The organism is Paraburkholderia sp. GAS41 (assembly GCF_050436545.1).
Classification (GTDB): domain Bacteria; phylum Pseudomonadota; class Gammaproteobacteria; order Burkholderiales; family Burkholderiaceae; genus Paraburkholderia.
Window position 1 is genome coordinate 1 of the sequence record NZ_JBNDMK010000037.1, and the last position, 18,372, is coordinate 18,372.

Consider the following 18,372-nt stretch of genomic DNA (forward strand, 5'->3'; position numbering starts at 1 on the left):
CCGTGCTCTTTCTCATCGCCGGCAAACTCGATTTCTCCAGCTTCAACCCGCATGCCTCGTGAGCCGCATTACCCACACAATTTTCAAAAGAGCCGTTCTTTGAACGACTTCATTCGGTGTGCGACAGATCGCCGATTATTGAGACTTCCATAATTCATGACATCACCACAGCGTAGCCTGCATCCAGCAAGCGGCGATGATCGAAGGCCGCTTTTGAGCGCTCTTGAGCTTGTTGCGGGCGCTGAGGTGCAGTTCGCCGAGATCGTTGGGGCAGTAGTTGGCCAGCGCATGGCGCTTCAGCCACGCCCACAGGTATTCGACCGGGTTCATGTCCGGCGCGTACGGTGGCAGGAAGGCGATCTGGATGTGGCCATCCAGGCGGTCCAGGTACTCGCGCACCAAACGACTGCGATGCGCCTTCAGGCCGTCCCAGATCACCAGCAACGGCTGCCTCAAGTGGGCCTTGAGCGCTTTGAGGAATTCGACGATCTCTTCCTTCTTGATGCTGCCCTCGTGCAGCCGGAACAAACAATTGGTGCGTGTGAGGCCAGCGATGACCGAGACGTGATTCCAGTTGAAGTGAAACTGGATGATGGGCGTTTGTCCCTTGGGCGCCCAGGTGCGGACTCGGGTCGGGCGCTCGCTGATGCCGGACTCGTCCACGAAGACAATCAGTCGGCCTTCTCGCCGGGCTTTTTTTTAAGGGCCGGCCAGGTGCGGCGCTTCCAGTTGCGCACGGCGTCCTCGTTGCGCTCGATGGCCCGCTTCTCGGGCTTTTGCGGGCTGAAGCCCAGCGAACCCAAGATGCGCCAGACCTGCGTCTGGCTAAAGCGGACGCCGTGCATCCGTTCGATGACCGCGCCCACACGCTTGAGAGTCCACAGTTCAGTGCCAAATCCTTGTTCAGTGGCGCCTTGCAGCAGGGCGGCACGAACAGCCGCCAACTGTTGCTCATCGAGTTGGGCCGGGCGCCCTCGCTCGGGCACCTCTCGCAGCGCATCGATGCCGCCTTCATCGAGCAGCCGTTTTCATGTGTACACCGTCTGCCGAGCCACATCCACAGCCAACGCCACCTCGGCGCAGCCCTTGCCCGCCAGCAGCAGTCGACCTGCCTTCAATCGCTTCTTTGCTGCTTCGCTCAATCGCCTTTGCGCCATGCCAGCCTGTCTCCAAGATCGCCCTGGACATATAACGATTGAGACGCTCAAACGTTGTCATGATTTAAGGAAATATCAATAATTTGTGGCTAATTCTGCGGCCTTAATGTTGATACCTGGCAATCTGGTGTATCCGGCAACGCTACGAAGAAAGCCAATCCGATCAATATATGGAGTGTGTAATGAAGCCCGCAAAGATTCTGACCGTCGCAATCTGCCTGGCCCTTCCTCTCGCCGCTAGTGCGCAAGAAACAAAAGTCACGCCAGCCAAAATGACCTGTGCGGATTTCACCGCTGTCGACGAGGCTTATCGTCCGGCGTTGGTGTATTGGGTCGCCGGTGTCGACAAGCTCGGCGTCAGGGAAACCGATACCGTCGTGATCGATACCGCTCACCCCGTGGGAGAAGCCGTTTTCGCCGAGTGCCAGAAAGACCCGAAGGCTTCGTTTATGTCGAAGGTCAGAGCCATGGTCAAGGCCAAGAAGATCACTCTCTTCGAGCATCTGTAACCCGAAGCTCACTTCCGCTCGCAATCCCCTCCCGCGCCCTCGTCGATCCTCGCGGAGATCAACACTGCCACTGCCGCAGTGCCAGACCTGGGCACGATCATTCCACCTGCAAGCGTCCCTCGACTCGCCTTGTCCTGTCCTGCCTGATCGCGCAACCTCCCCAGGTCCGCGGTCAGCTATCAAAATCTATTGTTTCTCAGTAGGCAAATAAAAACATCATTGCATCTTGAGAGGAAACAACCCGTTCAGATCAGGGTTTGGCGGATGTTTTTGTGGTGATAACGAGAATTAGAGGGTTTTCTCGCCTCACTTCTAAAGAATGACCGCGTAGGGCTTCTGAAATAGTCCGTGCTCCGACCATCCCCCGAAAACAAGAATGACGACTACGACTCTGTCGACTCACACCGGCTCTCTGTCCCATTGCGGATATCCGGGGCCTTCTGGCTCAAGGCAGCACGGGTAAAAAGGATCGCGCCATCGTCCCTCCAGACGAAGCGATGCCACACGTCATAGACACCAACCAGAGATTTCAAAATGCGCAATCGCGTTAGGCATGCCACCTGGCAGCAAGCGGGTTTGTTTGCAATCTTGTGGGCGATATTATTTTTCGCCGCGACGCAATCGTTTGCGGGCACCAGTCTGCCGCCGTCCAACCACGTCAAGATCAATATGGGCGCGACACCCTGGCAGTACATCAAGGATGTCGACGACCCGAACAATTTCCCTCTGCCGTCGTTCGACGACTCGGGGTGGCAATCGATCGGTGTGCCGCAAACGCCCGCCGACAACGACACCTTCATCAATATGGAGTCGGGTGGCGGTCAGGGATCCCTGACTGGCAACACCAACTGGTACCGCAAGCACTTCACGCTCGATCCGTCGTACCAGAACCGCAAGGTTCTGGTCGAGTTCGAAGGGGCGCACACGGGCGTGCAGGTCTATATCAACGGCCAGCTCATCCCGGGTAACAGCAAGGTCGCGCTGGATGCCCAGGCGACTCACGTGGTGGGTTTCATCCCGTTCATCATCGATATCACGAACTACGTGAAATTCGACGGCAGCGACAATGTGATGGCCGTGAAGGTCTCGCGCGGCGACTCGTTCTTCGAGTCCCCGAGCTTCTCCGGCGCATTCCGTTTCGGCCAGGACGACACGGGCATTTTCCGCCCGGTGTGGCTGCACATCGTGGACCGGGTGCACATTCCCGAGAATATCTATTCGGTGCTGAACACGTGGGGCACGTACGTCTCGACGGTGTCGGCGAGTCCGTCTTCGGCGACGATCCAGGTTCAGACCAACGTCGTGAACGAGTATTCCACCGATCAGCCGGTCACCTTGACCACACAGATCGTGGATGCCAGCGGCAACGTCGTGCAGACCGCGCAGACCAGCAACACGGTCCCGGCCAACGGTCCAGGGCAACTGAATCCGACCTTGTTCACCCAGGTGATGACGGTGGCCAACCCGACGCTTTGGTATCCGAACAATAGCGTGTACGGCGGCCCGTATCTGTATCACGTGATCAGCTCGGTCAGCATGAACGGCGTGGTGGTGGATTCGAAAGCCACGCCGCTGGGCATTCGCACCATCACATGGGACCAGAATTTCCCGTACATCAACGGTCATCCGCATTTCCTGTGGGGTGCATCGGGCCGTTACGATTACCCGGCACTCGGCTCGGCCGTGCCGCCGGAGCTTCAATGGAAAGACCTGAACCTGCTTGCGCAGGCCGGCGGTAGCCTGTACCGGCCGGGGCACTCGAGTCAGGGGCGTGATTTCCTCGACGCTGCGGACGCATACGGCATCATGATGATCCAGCCGAGCGGCGACGGTGAGAACGGCTTTGCCGTGATCTGCTCTGGCAGCGTCACAACGAACTGTACGACGCCCGATAACGTCGAACTGAAGAAAGAGTTGCATCAGGACATGATCGTCCACGATCGCAACCACCCCTCGGTGCTGTCGTGGGAGGCGGATAACGGCGCGACCGATACGACGTTTGCGCAAACCCTGAAGGCTATTTCGAAGACGTGGGACCCGGTCAATACGCGCGCGCAGTCCGACCGCACGCCGAATCCGGCCAACGGCGACATCCTGGGCTGTAGCGGCGACGGTTGCGATGTCGGCGTCAAGCAGACCTATCCGAACTCGCCGGCATGGGGATCGGAGTATTGGGGCTGGGGCGTGGCTCGCTGGAGCTACGCGCATGAACTCGATTTTGCCGCAGCGCCCGTCAACGACTGGGTGCATAGCGTCGCCGGCAAGTCGTTCGGGATCGCGCACTGGTACCTGGCCGATACGCCGGGCGAGGTCGTGACGCAGTTCGACGGTCAGGATCAAACCCTCGTGCGCGGCAATGGCGCGTCCATGATGGACGAGCACCGCATTCCGCGTCTGCTTTACTACATCTATGAAGCGGCCTGGACGCCGTTCCAGATCAAGCCGGTCGTCAAGCTCGCCAGCACCTGGAACCTCTCCGGCTCGGTGCGGGTCAACGCGTTCAGCAACTGTCCTTCGGTTCGTCTGGTGCTCAATGGCCAGCAGGTGGGTGGCGAGCAGGTGCCGAATCCGGCCAACTCGGACCCGAGCGCCGACCTGACCGAGAACACGACGCTGCTGCCAGGCCAGGTGCACTGGGACAACGTCACGTTCACGCCTGGCACGCTGGTTGCCGAATGCCTTGATAACAACCGCCAGGTCGCGGCAACGGATCAACTGGTGACAGCCGGTGCCGCCGATCATATCCAGCTCACGGTCGACCCGGAACTGGTCAAGCCGAACGGCGATTCGTTCGCGGTCACGGCGAACGGCACGGATGCGGCCATCATCACCGCAACCGTGGTTGACGCCAATGGTGTGCGCGTGCCGGATTCGATGGCGATCGTGACGTTCAGCGTCAGCGGTCCGGGTACTTACCGCGGCGGTACCGATCATTGGGTGACACCTAACCAGCCGAATGGGTACCATGCGCCGGGCGACCCGAACGTCACGGCCGAAGGCGGCATCACGAAGGTTGCGGTCAAAGCGCAATTCACGCCCGGCACGGTCACGGTGACGGCGACTTCGCCCGGTCTCGGCAATGGCACGACCTCGTTCAACATCGTTCCGGCGGTGAATGCGGGGCTGCTTAACGGCACGGGCCTGACGGTCGGTCCGCAGCCGCCGGCCGCACTGCAGCTTCTCACGCAACCTGCGGATCAGCAGGTGACGGTGGGACAGAGCGGGCAATTCAGCGTGCTGACGGCCGGTGCTTCGCCGATCTCGTACCAGTGGTACAAAAACGGCGCGCCGATTGCGGGCGCAACCAGCTATGCCTACACGACGGCACCCGTGCAGATGAGCGACATGGGCGCAACGTTCAGCGTCGTGGTCAGCAATGCGAGCGGCAGCGTCCCCTCGAAAACGGCGACCGTGACGGTGGTTCAGCCGCAGGCACCGAGCTTCAGTTTGCAACCTGTGCCGCAGAGCATCACGGCAGGGCAGAACGCGACCTTCAGCGTGGCGGCAAACGGCTCGCCCGTGCTGACCTATCAATGGCTGGCCAATAACACGCCGATCCCGGGCGCGACGCAACAGACGTACACCACGCCTGCGATGCAGACGTCCGATAGCGGGACCGCGTATAGCGCCGTCGCGACCAACAGCGCCGGCACGGCTACTTCGAACACCGCGTCGCTGACGGTGAACGTGGCGACGCCGCCGGTCATCACATCGCAACCGGCCGGCCAGTCCGTGCCGTTCGGGCAGGGCGTGACCTTCAACGTGGTCGCCACCGGTTCGCAGCCGATGACGTACCAGTGGACCAAAGACGGCGTGCCGTTCGGCACGAACAGCGCGAGCATTGCCATTTCGGAGGTGCAGGCAAGCGATGCCGGTAACTACCAGGTCACGATCAACAACAGTGCAGGCAGTGTCCAGAGTGCGCTGGCGACGCTCACGGTGAGCGGTGCCGACGCCAGCAATCTCGCGCTGGTCGGCACGGCTACGGCGAGCAGCAGCCAGAATGGCGGCCTCGTCCCGCAGTACGCGATCGACGGCTCGCTCTCGACCCGCTGGTCGTCGGCGCCGGGCATCGACCCGTCGTGGATCGAGATCGATCTCGGCTCCGTGCAGACCTTCGACAAGGTCGTGCTCGCGTGGGAGAACGCTTACGCTTCGCAGTACGACATTCAGGTGTCCAACAACAACCAGGACTGGACCAGTGTGCTGGGCGGCCCGGTGCAAGGCTTTGGCGGCACGGAAACGCATTACTTCCCGAGCACGTCGGCTCGCTACATCCGGATGCTCGGTATGCAGCGTGCCACGCAATACGGCTATTCACTGTATGAGTTCCAGGTGTTCGACGCACCGCAATGCGGCAGTCAAACCGAGCGCTTCACGGTACTCGGCGCACAACCGGGCACGTGGACCTCGACCATCGCGGGTCTGCCGTCTGGCCCGTATGTTCCTACCGTGCAGGACAACGTGAGCGGGCTGCTCTGGCAGCAGAACTACACGACGTTCCCGCAGCAAGGCGCGCAGTTCACGCAGACCATCGCCCAGCAGTATTGCCAGGCGGTGGGCATGCGCCTGCCGACCCAGGCGGAAGCATTGACGATCGCCCGGGCGAACTATGCGCAGTGCGCGTTTCCGTCGCCGTGGGGGACGTGGACCACGACCCCCGTGCCAAGCCAGTCGACGGATGACTACCTCGTGTTCTCGTCGGGGCAGTCCGTGCCCGGCATCATCGACAACACACCGGGCTGGTCGCTGTGCGTGTCGGGTCCCTCGGCAGCGGTTCCCACGATCACGGCACAACCGGCGAACGCATCCGTAACCGAAGGTCAGAGCGCGCAGTTCACGGTGGGCGTAACAGGGACTGGGCCGTTCAGCTATGAATGGCTGCGCAACAACGCGGTGATTGCCTATACCAGTGTGCCGTCGTACACCACGCCGCCCACCACGGTGGCGAACGACAACGGTGCGACTTATAGCGTCGTCGTCAGCAACGGTGGAGGCTCGACGCCGAGTGCGACGGTCACGCTGACCGTATCCGCGGCGGGTAGCGGCAACGGCAATGGTGGTGGCACGGGCACCGGCGGCAACGGCGGTGGTACAGGCGGTACGGGTGGCACGGGCGGTACAGGCGGTACGGGTGGCAGCACGCCCACGCCGAGCGCCAACCTGGCACTGGGCATGGTCGCAACCGCGAGCGGCGAGCAGGATGCGGGCGATGGCCCGGCCAATGCCGTCGACGGCAATCTCGGTTCGCGCTGGTCGTCGGACTTCAACGACAACGCGTGGCTCACGGTCGACCTCGGTCAGGCACAGACGTTCAATCGCGTCGTGCTGCGCTGGGAAAACGCCTACGGTTCGCAGTATCAGATCCAGACCTCGCCGGACCAGCAGAAATGGACCACGGTGTATACGCAGAACGCAGGCCAGGGCGGCAACGAAGACATTACGTTCGCACCCACCACGGCACGCTATATCCGCATGCAAGGGGTCCAGCGCGCCACGCAGTACGGTTACTCGCTGTATGAGTTCGAGGTCTACAACACGGCGAATACGCCGCAGTTCCCGATCACGGCAAGCGCGAGCGGCAGCGGCACGATTTCGCCGGTCGGCAGCCTGCAGGTGTATCAGGGCGGTTCGCAGACCTACACGTTCACGCCGGCTGCGGGTGGTGCGGTCACCGAGGTGCAGATCGATGGTCAGGATGTGGGTCTCGCCAACAGCTACACCTTCAGCGATGTGCTGGCGGCGCACACGGTCAGCGTGACGTTCGGTTCGGTCAACGCTGCGGTGAACCTTGCGCTGGGCGCGACGGCGACGTCGAGCGGCAACGAAAACGATGGTTACCCACCGTCGGCTGCCGTGGACGGCAACATGAATACGCGCTGGTCGTCGGCCTTCGTCGATCCGTCGTGGATTCAGCTCGATCTTGGCTCGGTGCAGGCGTTCAATCGCGTGGTGCTGTTCTGGCAGAACGCGTATGGCACGCAGTATCAGATCCAGACGTCGCCTGACTTGCAGCAGTGGACCACGGTGTACACGCAGACCGCGGGTCAGGGCGGCACCGAGGACATCAGCTTCCCGACCGTGAACGCACGTTATGTGCGGATGTACGGTACGCAACGCAACACGCAGTATGGCTACTCGCTGTATGAGTTCCAGGTGTACGACAACGCCGCCAGCGCACAGCCGCAGGCGAATGCGGTCAAGCAGCCGGTCAGCCAGAAGTAGTCCGTAGCAAAAGTACGGGCGCCCTCGGCGAGGGCGCCCTTTACCAGAGAGATATCGATGTGGTGTGAACGGAGTAGCCAGAGCATGGCCAGACGAAACGCACATGGCGTGCGGACCAGAAAAAGCCGGGGCTTTACGCTGCTCGAACTGTTGGTGGTGCTCGTCATCATCGGCATGCTGGCAGCGATCGTTGGACCGCGCTATTTCGCGCAGTTGGGCAAGTCGCAGGTGACCGTTACCCGCGCGCAGATCGATGTATTCACCAAGGCAATCGACAACTTCCGCCTCGACACCGGCCGCTTTCCGACCGCCGAGGAAGGCCTGAACGCATTGGTCGTGAAGCCGGCCGATGTGGACAACTGGACCGGCCCGTACCTCAAGAAAGGCGTGCCGCCCGATCCATGGGGACATCCCTATGTGTATCAGGTGCCTGGCACGAAGGGCGATTACGCGGTGATCTCCTATGGCCGTGACGGCCGGCCAGGCGGCACCGGAGAAGATGCGGACATCAGCAGCGAATGATGGACAACAGACAGTGCGAGTGCGCCCGATGCGGGGCCTCGGATACGGCAGCAAGAGGTAGCGCGGTCCTATGCAATACGAAGTAAGAGCGCTCACGCCGGAGAATCAGATTATCGCCCTCGTGATCGACGCGCAGGATGAAGCGCACGCGCGCGCGCAAGTCGAAACACGTGGGCTGCATGTGACGCGACTCGCGCCGTTGCGCACGCTGCGACAGATGCCGGTTGCACGCGGCCGCGTCTCGCTCGTGCTGTTCAGCCAGGAATTGCTGGCGCTCCTGCAGGCAGGCCTGTCCATCGTGGAAGGACTGGAAGCGTTACTGGAGCGCGAGGGTGGAGCGCGCCTGCGCGGCGTCCTCGGACGCCTGCTCGCGGGGCTGCGCGAAGGCAAGCGCTTCTCGAGCCTGCTGGCCGAGCAGCCGGATGTATTTCCGCCGCTTTACGTCGGCATCGTGCGAGCGGCCGAAGGGACGAGCGACCTGCCACGCGCGCTGCAACGCTACGTCGATTATCAGATGCGCATCGACACGGTGCGCAACAAGCTCGTCAGCGCGTCGATCTATCCGAGCATTCTGCTGGTCGTCGGCGGTGGCGTGGCGACGTTCCTGATCGCCTTCGTGGTGCCGCGCTTTGCGACGATCTACGAGGGCACCGGCAGGTCGCTGCCGTGGATGTCGCAGGCGTTGCTCGATTGGGGAAAATTCGCGGCGGCCCATGGTTTGCCGCTGTTTGCCGCCGCGCTTGGCGTCGCCGTCGCAGCCGGTATGGCTGGGCGCGCAGCGATCGCCCGCTCAGGATTGCTGGGGCTGCTGGGACGCATGCCGTTTGTCGGACCGCATTTGCGCATCTATCAACTATCACGGCTATACATGACGCTCGGCATGCTGCTCGAAGGTGGCATCCCGATCGTCGCCGCCATGGAAACGGCCAGCGGAACGGTGTCGCCAGGCTTGCGCACCGCGCTGACGCAAGCCCGTGGCGCGGTGCAGGCCGGCGGCACCTTGTCCAGCGCCTTTCAGGCCTGGGATCTCGCGACGCCCATTTCCTTGCGCATGTTGCGCGTGGGCGAGCGCTCGGGGGAAATGGGCAGGATGCTGAGCCAGTCGGCGGCGTTCTACGACGGCGAGATCACACGCTGGATCGACCGCTTCACGCGGATGTTCGAACCACTTTTAATGTCTGCGATCGGGCTGGTAGTCGGCACGATCGTGGTGTTGCTCTATATGCCTATCTTCGATCTCGCGGAAGGTCTGTCATGACGATGCGCGAGCCGATCGAGCCGCTGCTCGATGCGCAATTGCTGTCGCGTGCGCGCGCGGCCGCTAGCGCCACGCAACGTCACATCGTGGCGGAACTCGAGGCGCTGACCGGCGTGGATGCGCGTCAGCTGATGCAGGCGCTGGCGCAGCAGGTCGCGATGCGGGTCATCGAAACGACCGACATGCTGGCGCTCGAGCCGGCCTTCGACCGCGTGCCGCTCTCGCGGGCGATGCAGCGTCGTTGTGCCTTGCTGCGCGGCGCAGATGCCACTTTTGTCGGTGTACTGACGAGTCCATTCGATCTCGACCTGCAAACCTGGCTCACCGCGCAGGCGGGCGCGACGATCGAGTTGCGGCTCGCACTGCCGTCCGATCTGCAGGCGTATCACACGCGCATGGAAGAGTCGACGCGGGCCGTCGACAGTCTCGTCTCCGATGGCGGCGAGGCGCAGGCCGATGGCCGCACCACCCAGGTGTTGTCGTTCCAGTCGGTCAACGAGGCGGCGAGTCCCGCGGTCAAACTCGTCAATTCGACGCTGTACGACGCACTCAAGGCAGGCGCTTCCGATATCCATCTGGAGAGCACGGCGAGTGGCCTCGCCTTGAAATACCGCGTGGACGGCGTGCTGGATGCGGCGGCCACGATCAACGGCGTCGAGGCCGCCGAGCAGGTGATTTCGCGTCTGAAGGTGCTGGCGGAACTGGATATCGCCGAGCGGCGCGTGCCGCAGGACGGCAGCTTCCGGGTGGCCGCGGGCGGGCGTGACATCGACCTGCGCGTGTCGATCATGCCGAGCATCCATGGCGAGGATGCGGTGATCCGGATTCTCGACAAGCGTGCCATGATCGAAGCGTATGGTTCGTTGACGCTCGAGGCGCTCGGCTACGACAGCGAATCGCTGGTGGCGCTGCGCGCCCTCGCGGAAGAGCCCTACGGCATGCTGCTCGTGACCGGTCCGACCGGCTCGGGCAAAACCACGACGCTCTATGCGGCGCTCACGGAAATTCACAACGGGCGCGACAAGATCATCACGATCGAAGACCCGGTCGAGTACCAGTTGCCCGGCATCCTGCAGATTCCCGTCAACGAAAAGAAGGGGCTGACGTTCGCGCGCGGCCTGCGCTCGATTCTGCGGCACGACCCGGACAAGATCATGGTGGGCGAGATCCGCGACCGCGAAACCGCCGAAATCGCCGTGCAGTCAGCGCTCACGGGCCACCTCGTGCTGACGACGGTACACGCCAACAACGTCTTCGATGTGTTCGGCCGTTTCAGTCACATGGGCATCGATCCCTATGCGTTCGTGTCCGCGCTCAACGGCATCTGGGCCCAGCGGCTGCTGCGCGTCAACTGCGCGCACTGCGCGGCGCCCTATGTTCCGGGCGACGCCGAACTGGCTCGCCTCGGCCTGTCCCGTGCGGAGGTGGCCGACTTTGATTTCCGTCAGGGGACCGGCTGCGGCGATTGCCGTGGCACGGGCTACCGGGGGCGGCGCGCGATCGCCGAAATCCTGATCCTCGACGACGAGATACGCGACATGGTGGTGGAAAAGCAGCCTATCCGCCTGATCAAGGACGCCGCGCGCAGGGGCGGCACACGTCAGTTGCGCGAGGTGGCGCTCGGCGTGGTCAAGCGTGGCGAAACGACGCTGGCAGAGGTGAAGCGGGTGACGCTCCATGCTTGATGTTCCTGGACGTCTCCGGCTGCGCGGGCAGTGCCGGATTGAATTGTCGCGAACGAGGCTTGCGGTATGGCGCACGGTGGCCTCCCGTCACGCGGACAAGTCATTGCCGGTTGCGGTGGAGCGGACCATCGCCGATCCGCGTGCGGTCGCGCCCGATGCGCTGGCCGCGCAGATCGCGGACGCACTCGAAGAGGCGGGTGCCAAGGGGCTTCCCGTACATGTAACGCTCGGTGACGAACTGGTGCGTTATTTCATCGTTACGCCGCCGGGCAACAGCGCTCGCAGGCAGGATTTGCGCGCCGCCGCCGCCGTGCGTTTTCAGGTGCTGTATGGCGAAGCGGCATCCGGCTGGCAACTGGTTGCCGACTGGCAGGCCGAGACGCCGTTTCTTGCCTGCGCGGTTTCGCAAACAGTTTGCGTCGCGTTGCAGCAGGCGGTCGCGGCGCAGAAGGCCTGTCTCGTTTCGGTGACGCCTGACTTCGTGGCGGCCTGGAATCACTCGCGCCGCGCGTTGAGTGCGAACGCCTGGCTCGCGACGCTGGGTGAAAGTGCGCTGACGCTCGGACTCGTCGCCGATGCCAGGCGGCCTCGCCTTGCTGCGGTGCGCACGCTCGCGTTGCCACAGACGACACCGCCCATGGCATGGCTGCGCGAGCAGATGGCGCGCGCGGCGCTGCTCGATGACCTGGCGGCGCCATCCGTGCTGCACATTCACGGCGCGCCGCTCGACGCGTGGCGGGACAGCGCCACAGCCACTGACGTCGCCGGCTTGACGTTGCACTGGTGTGCGCCGGGTCATGCGCTGCACGCCGCTTATGGCAACAAGAAATCGCTGGCGGCGCGATTTGCCTCGCGCGGGGTGGCAGCATGAAGCGTCTGCATCTCGACCTCGCGCCCTTCAGTGTGCGGCGCGAGTGGTATCGACTCGGACCGGCACCGCGCGCGCTCGCCTTGATCGCGTTGCTGCTGTGCGTGGTGGCGGGCGGGCGCGCGCAAAAGCTGCTGGTGCGGCTCGACGCGCTCGACGGCCAGTTGACCCGGCTCGAGGCGCGCGCGGAGCATGCACGTTCAGCGACGACCGTGCGCAGCGAACCCATCGACGCGAAGCAGGCGGCTGCGGTCAATGTGGCCGTCGCGCGCCTGAACCTGCCGTGGAACGACATTCTCGATGCTGTCGAGTCGGCTACCCCATCACAGATCGCAGTGCTATCGATCACGCCTGAACCCGGCCGCGCGTTGATCAGAATCGAAGCGGAGGCGAGCAGCGGCCAAGGCAGCAGTCAGGACATAATCGGCTACCTGGAGGCGCTCGAACAGCAGCCGCTCTTCGCACGCGTGAATCTCGTCAAGCATGAACTTGCCAAGGACGGCGTCGACAGCGTCATCCGCTTCTCGATCGAAGCGCAATGGCGGGAGGCGGGCGCGTGACGAAGCCGAATTTCGCAGGGACGCTGTTGCGCTTGCGTCTGGCGCTGGCGCGATCCAGCGTGGGCACACTGCTGGCTGGCGTGTTCATGCTGGCGGCGGCCGCGTTGTGGTTCGTGTTGTTGCCGGGCCTGGCGGCGCGTGTCGATGAACATGTGCGGGCCGTGGTGCAGGCGCGTTCGGCGCCGCTGCCCAAGCCGGTCGTTTCAGCACAGACGCTGGCGAGCGCGCATCTGAAGGCGTTTTATGCGGCGCTTGGCAGCAGCGGCCACACCGAGCAGGTCGTGACCCGCCTGTTCGACGCGGCTTCCGATGCCGCCGTCGTATTGGACAAGGCTGAGTACAAACCGGGTCATGAAAGCGCAGGACGTTTCGATACCTACACGATCATCCTGCCGGTCAAGGGCGACTACGCGCATCTGCGGCGCTTTTGCGAGAAGGTCTTGCTGGCGATTCCGTATGCCGCGCTCGAAGACATGCGCTTCACGCGCAATTCCGCCAACGATCAGGCTGTCGAGGCAAGTTTGCGTTTCACGGTTTTCTTGCGGCCCGATACAGGGGTATGGGTGCCATCGCCTGCTTTGAAGGCGAGAGCTGGATCTTCTGCGAGTTCTGCGTTGGTGCCATCGCCTGCCTCGGGAGCACGAGCCTTTTCGATTGCGGCCTCCGCATCGGGCGCTGCATCGGTGTCGTCACATGCGTCGGGCACAAGGCCAACTTCGGCTGCGGCGTTGACTTCAGCGTCGGCGGTGTTGCCGCCGCTGCCTCCGTCAATGGCGCGTAGCGCGGTCGTCGAGGTGCAGCGATGAAGCGCAAGCACCTCATCCTCGCCGCGCTGTTCGTCGGTAGTGCGGGCGTACTCGCATTCGCCGATAAAGATCCAGCCGACCCTATCGTCGAAGCCACCCCGCACGCCGACACGCGCTCCGGCACCTCGGCCGCGCGCCCAGGTGCCGGCAGCGTGGTGAGCATCGCGGCGCTGCGCCCCCGCGCGGAACTCGTCGGTGCGGCCGGCGCGGCCAGCGATGCGCACCACGATCTGTTCGGCAGTCTGTCCAGCGTGCCGCTGCCCTCTGCCGCGGCGGCCAGTGCCGACATACCACCGGTACCGACTGCACCGCTCACACCCGCCATGCCCTTCACCTACCTCGGCAAAGAGCAGGCCGAAGGTCACTGGGAGGTCTATCTGGCGCGCGGCGACGATACGTTGATTGTGCGCGAGCAGATGGTGATCGACGGGGTCTATCGCGTGGAAGCGATCACGCCGCCGACCATGAAGCTCGTTTATTTGCCCCAAAAAGCAGTGCAGACGCTGGATATCGGCAGTGCCGACTAACCAGCGCGAAAGTGGAACGATACAAGGATAGAAACGTTGCGTATGCAATCGACAGGAAACAGGCATCGTGGCCCATTTGCCAGCGCTATGCGCAGGCGACGCTGGCTCGCGCTCATCGTTGCACCGGTGCTCTTGGCCGGTTGCGCGGCGCAAAAGGCCTATCAGCAGGGACAGGACTTCGTGGCCCAAGGCAAGATCGAGGAAGGCCTGGCGAAGCTGCAGGAGGCGTCCACTCGCGAGCCGGAAGATGCGCAATATCGCTCGGCGTGGCTTGCCACGCGCGAGAAGGCGTTGCGACGTTACGACGAGGAGGGCGACGGTCTTGCCGCGAGCGGTGCCCGCGCGGCCGCGCGCAAGGCATATCAGCATGCGCTGACGCTCGACCCCGCTAACGAGCGCGCGCTGACGGGCATATCGGCGCTCGAAAGCGGGGCACGCCTCGACGCGTTGGTCGATCGGGCCGAGACACTCGCCGCCGGTAAAGAGCGCGACGAAGCGCGCCGTCTGATCGCCACCGTGCTGACGGAGGCGCCGGCCAATCCACGCGCGCTCGCGCTGCAGCGCAAACTCGGTGCCGACTCGGGCGCGGCGCGCGTCGAGGAGGCGCTGGCGGTCGCTTATCGCAAGCCGATCCGCATCGATTTCCGTGACGCTCCGTTGAAGCAGATCTTCGATGCGATCTCGCATGGCTCGGGACTCAGCTTCGTATTCGACAAGGACGTGAAGACAGATCAGCGCGCGTCGATCTTCCTCAGGAACAGCACGATCGAGGCAACCGTGCGGTACCTGCTCGTGACCAACCAACTCGCCCAGCAGGTGCTCGACGAGAACACGGTGCTGATCTACCCCAACACGCCCGCGAAACAGAAGGACTACCAGGAACTGGCGGTGCGCACGTTCTTCCTCTCGAACGCGGACGCGAAGACGATCGCCGAGACGCTCAAGACGATCCTGAAGTGCCACGACGTGGTGGCCGACGAGAAGCTCAACATGGTGATCGTGCGCGACACGCCCGCTGTCATCAAGATGGCGGAACGGCTCGTCACGCTCGAAGATGTCGCGGAGCCGGAAGTGATGCTGGAGGTGGAAGTGCTGGAAGTATCGCGCGACAACGTCGAAAATCTCGGCATTGCATGGCCGAGTTCGATCACGGTGACGCCGCTGCCGGTGGGCACTTCGATCAGCGCGCTGGCGACCAGTGGCAGCAGCGGGACATCGACGGGTTCGCCGTATGGTTCGTTCAGTTCCACCGGATCTGGCAGCACAGGCTCCACGCCTTCGCTCGCGCTGAGCGACCTGTTGCATCAGACGACCCATACGCTCGGGCTGTCGTCGATCGAGGCGACGGCCAACGCGAACGAGCAGGACTCCACAGCGAAATTGCTGACCAACCCGCGTATTCGCGTGCGTAATCACGAGAAGGCGAAGATCCTGATCGGCGAACGTGTGCCGAACATCACCTCGACGGCGACGTCGACGGGATTCGTCTCGCAGTCGGTCAACTATCTCGACGTCGGCCTGACGCTGAACGTCGAACCGGCAATCTACCTGGACGACACGGTGGGCATCAAGGTCTCGCTGGAGGTCAGCAGTCTGCTGAACACGGTCACGGGGACGTCCGGTACGACCGCCTACGAGATCGGCACGCGTACGGCCAGCACCGTGCTGCAGTTGAAGAACGGCGAGACGGATGTGCTCGCTGGTTTGATCGACAGCGAGGAACGCACGTCGGGCAATGCGCTTCCCGGTCTTGGCCAACTTCCGGTGCTGGGGCGGCTGTTCGGCGCGACCACGGACGACGACAAGAACACCGAGATCGTTCTGGCAATCACGCCGCACCTGGTGCGCAATATCCAGCGCCCCGATGCAGATGCAGCGTATTTCTCGGCAGGCACCGAGACGAACATGCAAAGCATCGTCACGTCGAACGGGCTCGGTAGTTCACCGCACGTGACACCGATCAGCACGCGCAGTACAGGCGCGTCGAACACGACGCCTGATCGTGCGACGGCGAATGGCACGCAAGGCGGCCTGAATGGCGCGAACGGTTCAGGTGCTGGCGCGTATGGCGGAGCAACGGGTGCAAGCAATTCGGATGGCAGCGCCTATGGCAACGCGGGCGGCTCGTATGGCGGCGACGGCGTTCCGTACGTGGGTGGCGGCACAGCGGGCGGAGGCGTGGGACAGATGACGATCGAGGGCCCGGCGCAGGTCAAGGTGGGCGATTCGGTGACCGTGGCGGTGACCATGCAGGCGGATCAGCCGTTGACGAGCGCGTCTACCACTCTCAACTACGACACCACGAAACTGCAGTTCACCGGCGCAACCGAGGGCGATTTCATGAAGCAGGGCGGTGCCACCACCAGCTTCTCCGATCGTGTGGTGCAGGGCGGTCAACTGATCCTCGCCGATTCCGTCACAGGCGGCGTGGGCGCCTCGTCGCAGGGGACCTTCGCTGTACTGAGTTTCAAGGCACTGGCCGCGGCGGCGCAGACCTCGATCCAGGCTCAGCCGGGCACGATCATTGGTGTGAGCGGCCAGCAGTTCACCATGACGCCGCCTCCGACCTACACCTTTGGCGTGGCGACAACGCAATGACGAACGCGCAGGCTCGTGACGCCACGCAGTTGAAGCGCGCGAGGGACAAACGCGCGGCGCGCGGCTTTACGCTGATCGAGCTGCTGGTCACGCTTGCCATTCTGGGCGTGCTCGCGTCCATGACCGTGCCGGTGGCGCAGGTGATGCGCCAGCGCGAGCGCGAGCAGGAGTTGCGGCTCGCACTGCATGAAATACGCGACGCCATCGACGCTTACAAGGCCGCGAGCAAGGAGGGCCGGGTGGCGAAGGAAGCGGGCGCGACCGGCTACCCGCCGAGTCTCGATGTGCTCGTCGACGGTGTGCCGGACCTGAGCGATCCGAAGGGACGCAAGATCTACTTCCTGCGTCACATCCCGCGCGATCCGATGAACAACGACGCCGGGCTCGACGACGCGGCGGTGTGGGGCAAGCGCTGCTACGCGAGCGGAGCCGACGACCCCCAGGAAGGCGACGACGTGTACGACGTGTACTCGACTTCGAAAGGCGTCGGGCTCAATGGCATTGCCTACCGGAACTGGTGACACGCATGAAACACCGCTTGCACAGAGCGAAGGGCTTCACGCTGATCGAACTGCTGATCGTGCTGGCGATCATTGCGGTGATGCTGACGATTTCATTGCCGAGCTACTTCCATTCGATCGATGCATCGAAGGAGAAAATCCTCGCGGAAAACCTGCATGCGACGCGCGATGCCATCGACAAGTTTTACGGCGATATAGGACGCTATCCCGACTCACTCGACGAACTGGTGGACAAGCATTACCTGCGCTCGCTGCCGCTCGATCCGGTCACGGGCAGCACCACGACCTGGGAGATCGTGCCGCCCGAGGAGCAGTTTCCCGGCAAGGTCTACGACGTCAAGAGCGGTGCGCCCGGCACTGGCTTCGACGGTCGGCCGTACGAGTCGCTGTAGTCGTGCGGGCGGGCATGACGCGGAGCAGAAGCCGGGGCAGGAGCGGCTTGCGGGCAGCGCAACGCGGCTTCGCGTATCTGGCGTTGCTGATTTCGATTGCCATCATCGGCGTGGCGGCGGCCGGGACGATACAGCTTGGCGCGATCTATCAGCGGCGTGTGGCTGAGAAAGAACTGCTTTACGTCGGCGGCGAATTTCAGCGCGCGCTGCTCGATTACGCGCAGACCACGCCGTTGGGACAGCCGACGCAGCCGCACACGCTCGATGAACTTCTACTCGACCCGCGCTACCCAAATCCGGTGCGCCACTTGCGCAAGCTCTACGCGGATCCGATGACGGGCAAGGCGGATTGGGTGCTGGTGATGGGGCTGGACGGACAGACGATCGTCGGCCTGCATAGCGCGTCCATGGCTCATCCGATTCAAATCTCGCATTTCCCGAAGGAATTCCAGGGGTTCGAGCGGAAGAAGGGTTATGCGCAGTGGGTGTTCGTCGCGCGGTTTCCGCAGTTGTTGCCGGGCGGCGCTGCGAATGTGCCTGCTGTGGTGGGTGCGGCGGGGGTGGACGATGCGACGCCGGACAGTGCCGCTTCGGCTGGCGGGGCGGCTCAGACGGGTAGAGCGGGGCTGACCGCCGAGCCGCAATAAAATGACGCGGGAATTTTCTGTCCTCTGGTAACACAAGGGCGGCCCTGGGTGACAATCCGCCATTCGCCGTTATGATTGCGGGAATACGTTCTCTCCG

At 63.3% G+C, this 18,372-nt stretch carries 13 protein-coding genes and 1 pseudogene; 13 read left to right on the plus strand and 1 reads right to left on the minus strand.

Annotation, left to right across the window (positions count from 1 at the left end):
- Positions 1 to 162: 162 nt before the first annotated feature.
- Positions 163 to 1,157 (minus strand): annotated as a pseudogene (locus tag P3T43_RS32645) (IS630 family transposase).
- Positions 1,158 to 1,339: 182 nt separating this feature from the next.
- On the opposite strand from P3T43_RS32645, the gene P3T43_RS32650 reads away from it, so the two are divergent.
- The 13 genes from P3T43_RS32650 to P3T43_RS32710 all read left to right on the plus strand — a co-directional run bounded on the left by P3T43_RS32650 (position 1,340) and on the right by P3T43_RS32710 (position 18,275).
- Positions 1,340 to 1,666: an HdeA/HdeB family chaperone gene (locus tag P3T43_RS32650; RefSeq protein ID WP_429285129.1), complete on the plus strand. Its 327-nt coding sequence runs from the start codon at positions 1,340 to 1,342 to the stop codon at positions 1,664 to 1,666.
- Positions 1,667 to 2,242: 576 nt separating this feature from the next.
- Positions 2,243 to 7,891, plus strand: coding sequence for a discoidin domain-containing protein (locus P3T43_RS32655; RefSeq protein ID WP_429285130.1), 5,649 nt, complete (start codon positions 2,243 to 2,245; stop codon positions 7,889 to 7,891).
- Positions 7,892 to 7,975: 84 nt separating this feature from the next.
- Positions 7,976 to 8,413 (plus strand): type II secretion system major pseudopilin GspG, encoded by a 438-nt coding sequence (gspG, locus tag P3T43_RS32660; RefSeq protein WP_429285131.1) that lies wholly within the window; start codon positions 7,976 to 7,978, stop codon positions 8,411 to 8,413.
- 70 nt (positions 8,414 to 8,483) lie between these two features.
- Complete coding sequence (locus P3T43_RS32665) at positions 8,484 to 9,671, plus strand: type II secretion system F family protein (protein ID WP_429285132.1); 1,188 nt, start codon at positions 8,484 to 8,486, stop codon at positions 9,669 to 9,671.
- A complete protein-coding gene (locus P3T43_RS32670) occupies positions 9,668 to 11,356 on the plus strand; it encodes a GspE/PulE family protein (protein WP_429285133.1) in 1,689 nt (562 codons plus the stop codon). Before P3T43_RS32665 ends, P3T43_RS32670 begins: the two co-directional genes overlap by 4 nt.
- 76 nt (positions 11,357 to 11,432) lie before the next feature.
- A complete protein-coding gene (locus tag P3T43_RS32675; protein WP_429285134.1) occupies positions 11,433 to 12,227 on the plus strand; it encodes a hypothetical protein in 795 nt (264 codons plus the stop codon).
- On the plus strand, positions 12,224 to 12,784 hold the full coding sequence (locus tag P3T43_RS32680; RefSeq protein ID WP_429285135.1) for a PilN domain-containing protein: 561 nt from the start codon (positions 12,224 to 12,226) through the stop codon (positions 12,782 to 12,784). Before P3T43_RS32675 ends, P3T43_RS32680 begins: the two co-directional genes overlap by 4 nt.
- Positions 12,781 to 13,590 carry a hypothetical protein gene (locus P3T43_RS32685; protein WP_429285136.1) on the plus strand — a complete coding sequence of 270 codons (810 nt, stop codon included), beginning with the start codon at positions 12,781 to 12,783 and terminating at the stop codon, positions 13,588 to 13,590. The genes P3T43_RS32680 and P3T43_RS32685 overlap by 4 nt, the downstream gene beginning before the upstream one ends.
- On the plus strand, positions 13,587 to 14,117 hold the full coding sequence (locus P3T43_RS32690; RefSeq protein ID WP_429285137.1) for a hypothetical protein: 531 nt from the start codon (positions 13,587 to 13,589) through the stop codon (positions 14,115 to 14,117). Before P3T43_RS32685 ends, P3T43_RS32690 begins: the two co-directional genes overlap by 4 nt.
- Before the next feature lie 42 nt (positions 14,118 to 14,159).
- Positions 14,160 to 16,715 carry a cohesin domain-containing protein gene (locus P3T43_RS32695; RefSeq protein ID WP_429285138.1) on the plus strand — a complete coding sequence of 852 codons (2,556 nt, stop codon included), beginning with the start codon at positions 14,160 to 14,162 and terminating at the stop codon, positions 16,713 to 16,715.
- On the plus strand, positions 16,712 to 17,236 hold the full coding sequence (locus P3T43_RS32700) for a type II secretion system protein (protein WP_429285139.1): 525 nt from the start codon (positions 16,712 to 16,714) through the stop codon (positions 17,234 to 17,236). The genes P3T43_RS32695 and P3T43_RS32700 overlap by 4 nt, the downstream gene beginning before the upstream one ends.
- Before the next feature lie 5 nt (positions 17,237 to 17,241).
- The gene (locus tag P3T43_RS32705) at positions 17,242 to 17,628 is read left to right on the plus strand and encodes a type II secretion system protein (protein WP_429285140.1); all 387 of its coding nucleotides are present in this window, start codon (positions 17,242 to 17,244) and stop codon (positions 17,626 to 17,628) included.
- A gap of 47 nt (positions 17,629 to 17,675) precedes the next feature.
- Positions 17,676 to 18,275 carry a type II secretion system protein gene (locus P3T43_RS32710; RefSeq protein ID WP_429285141.1) on the plus strand — a complete coding sequence of 200 codons (600 nt, stop codon included), beginning with the start codon at positions 17,676 to 17,678 and terminating at the stop codon, positions 18,273 to 18,275.
- Positions 18,276 to 18,372: the final 97 nt, after the last annotated feature.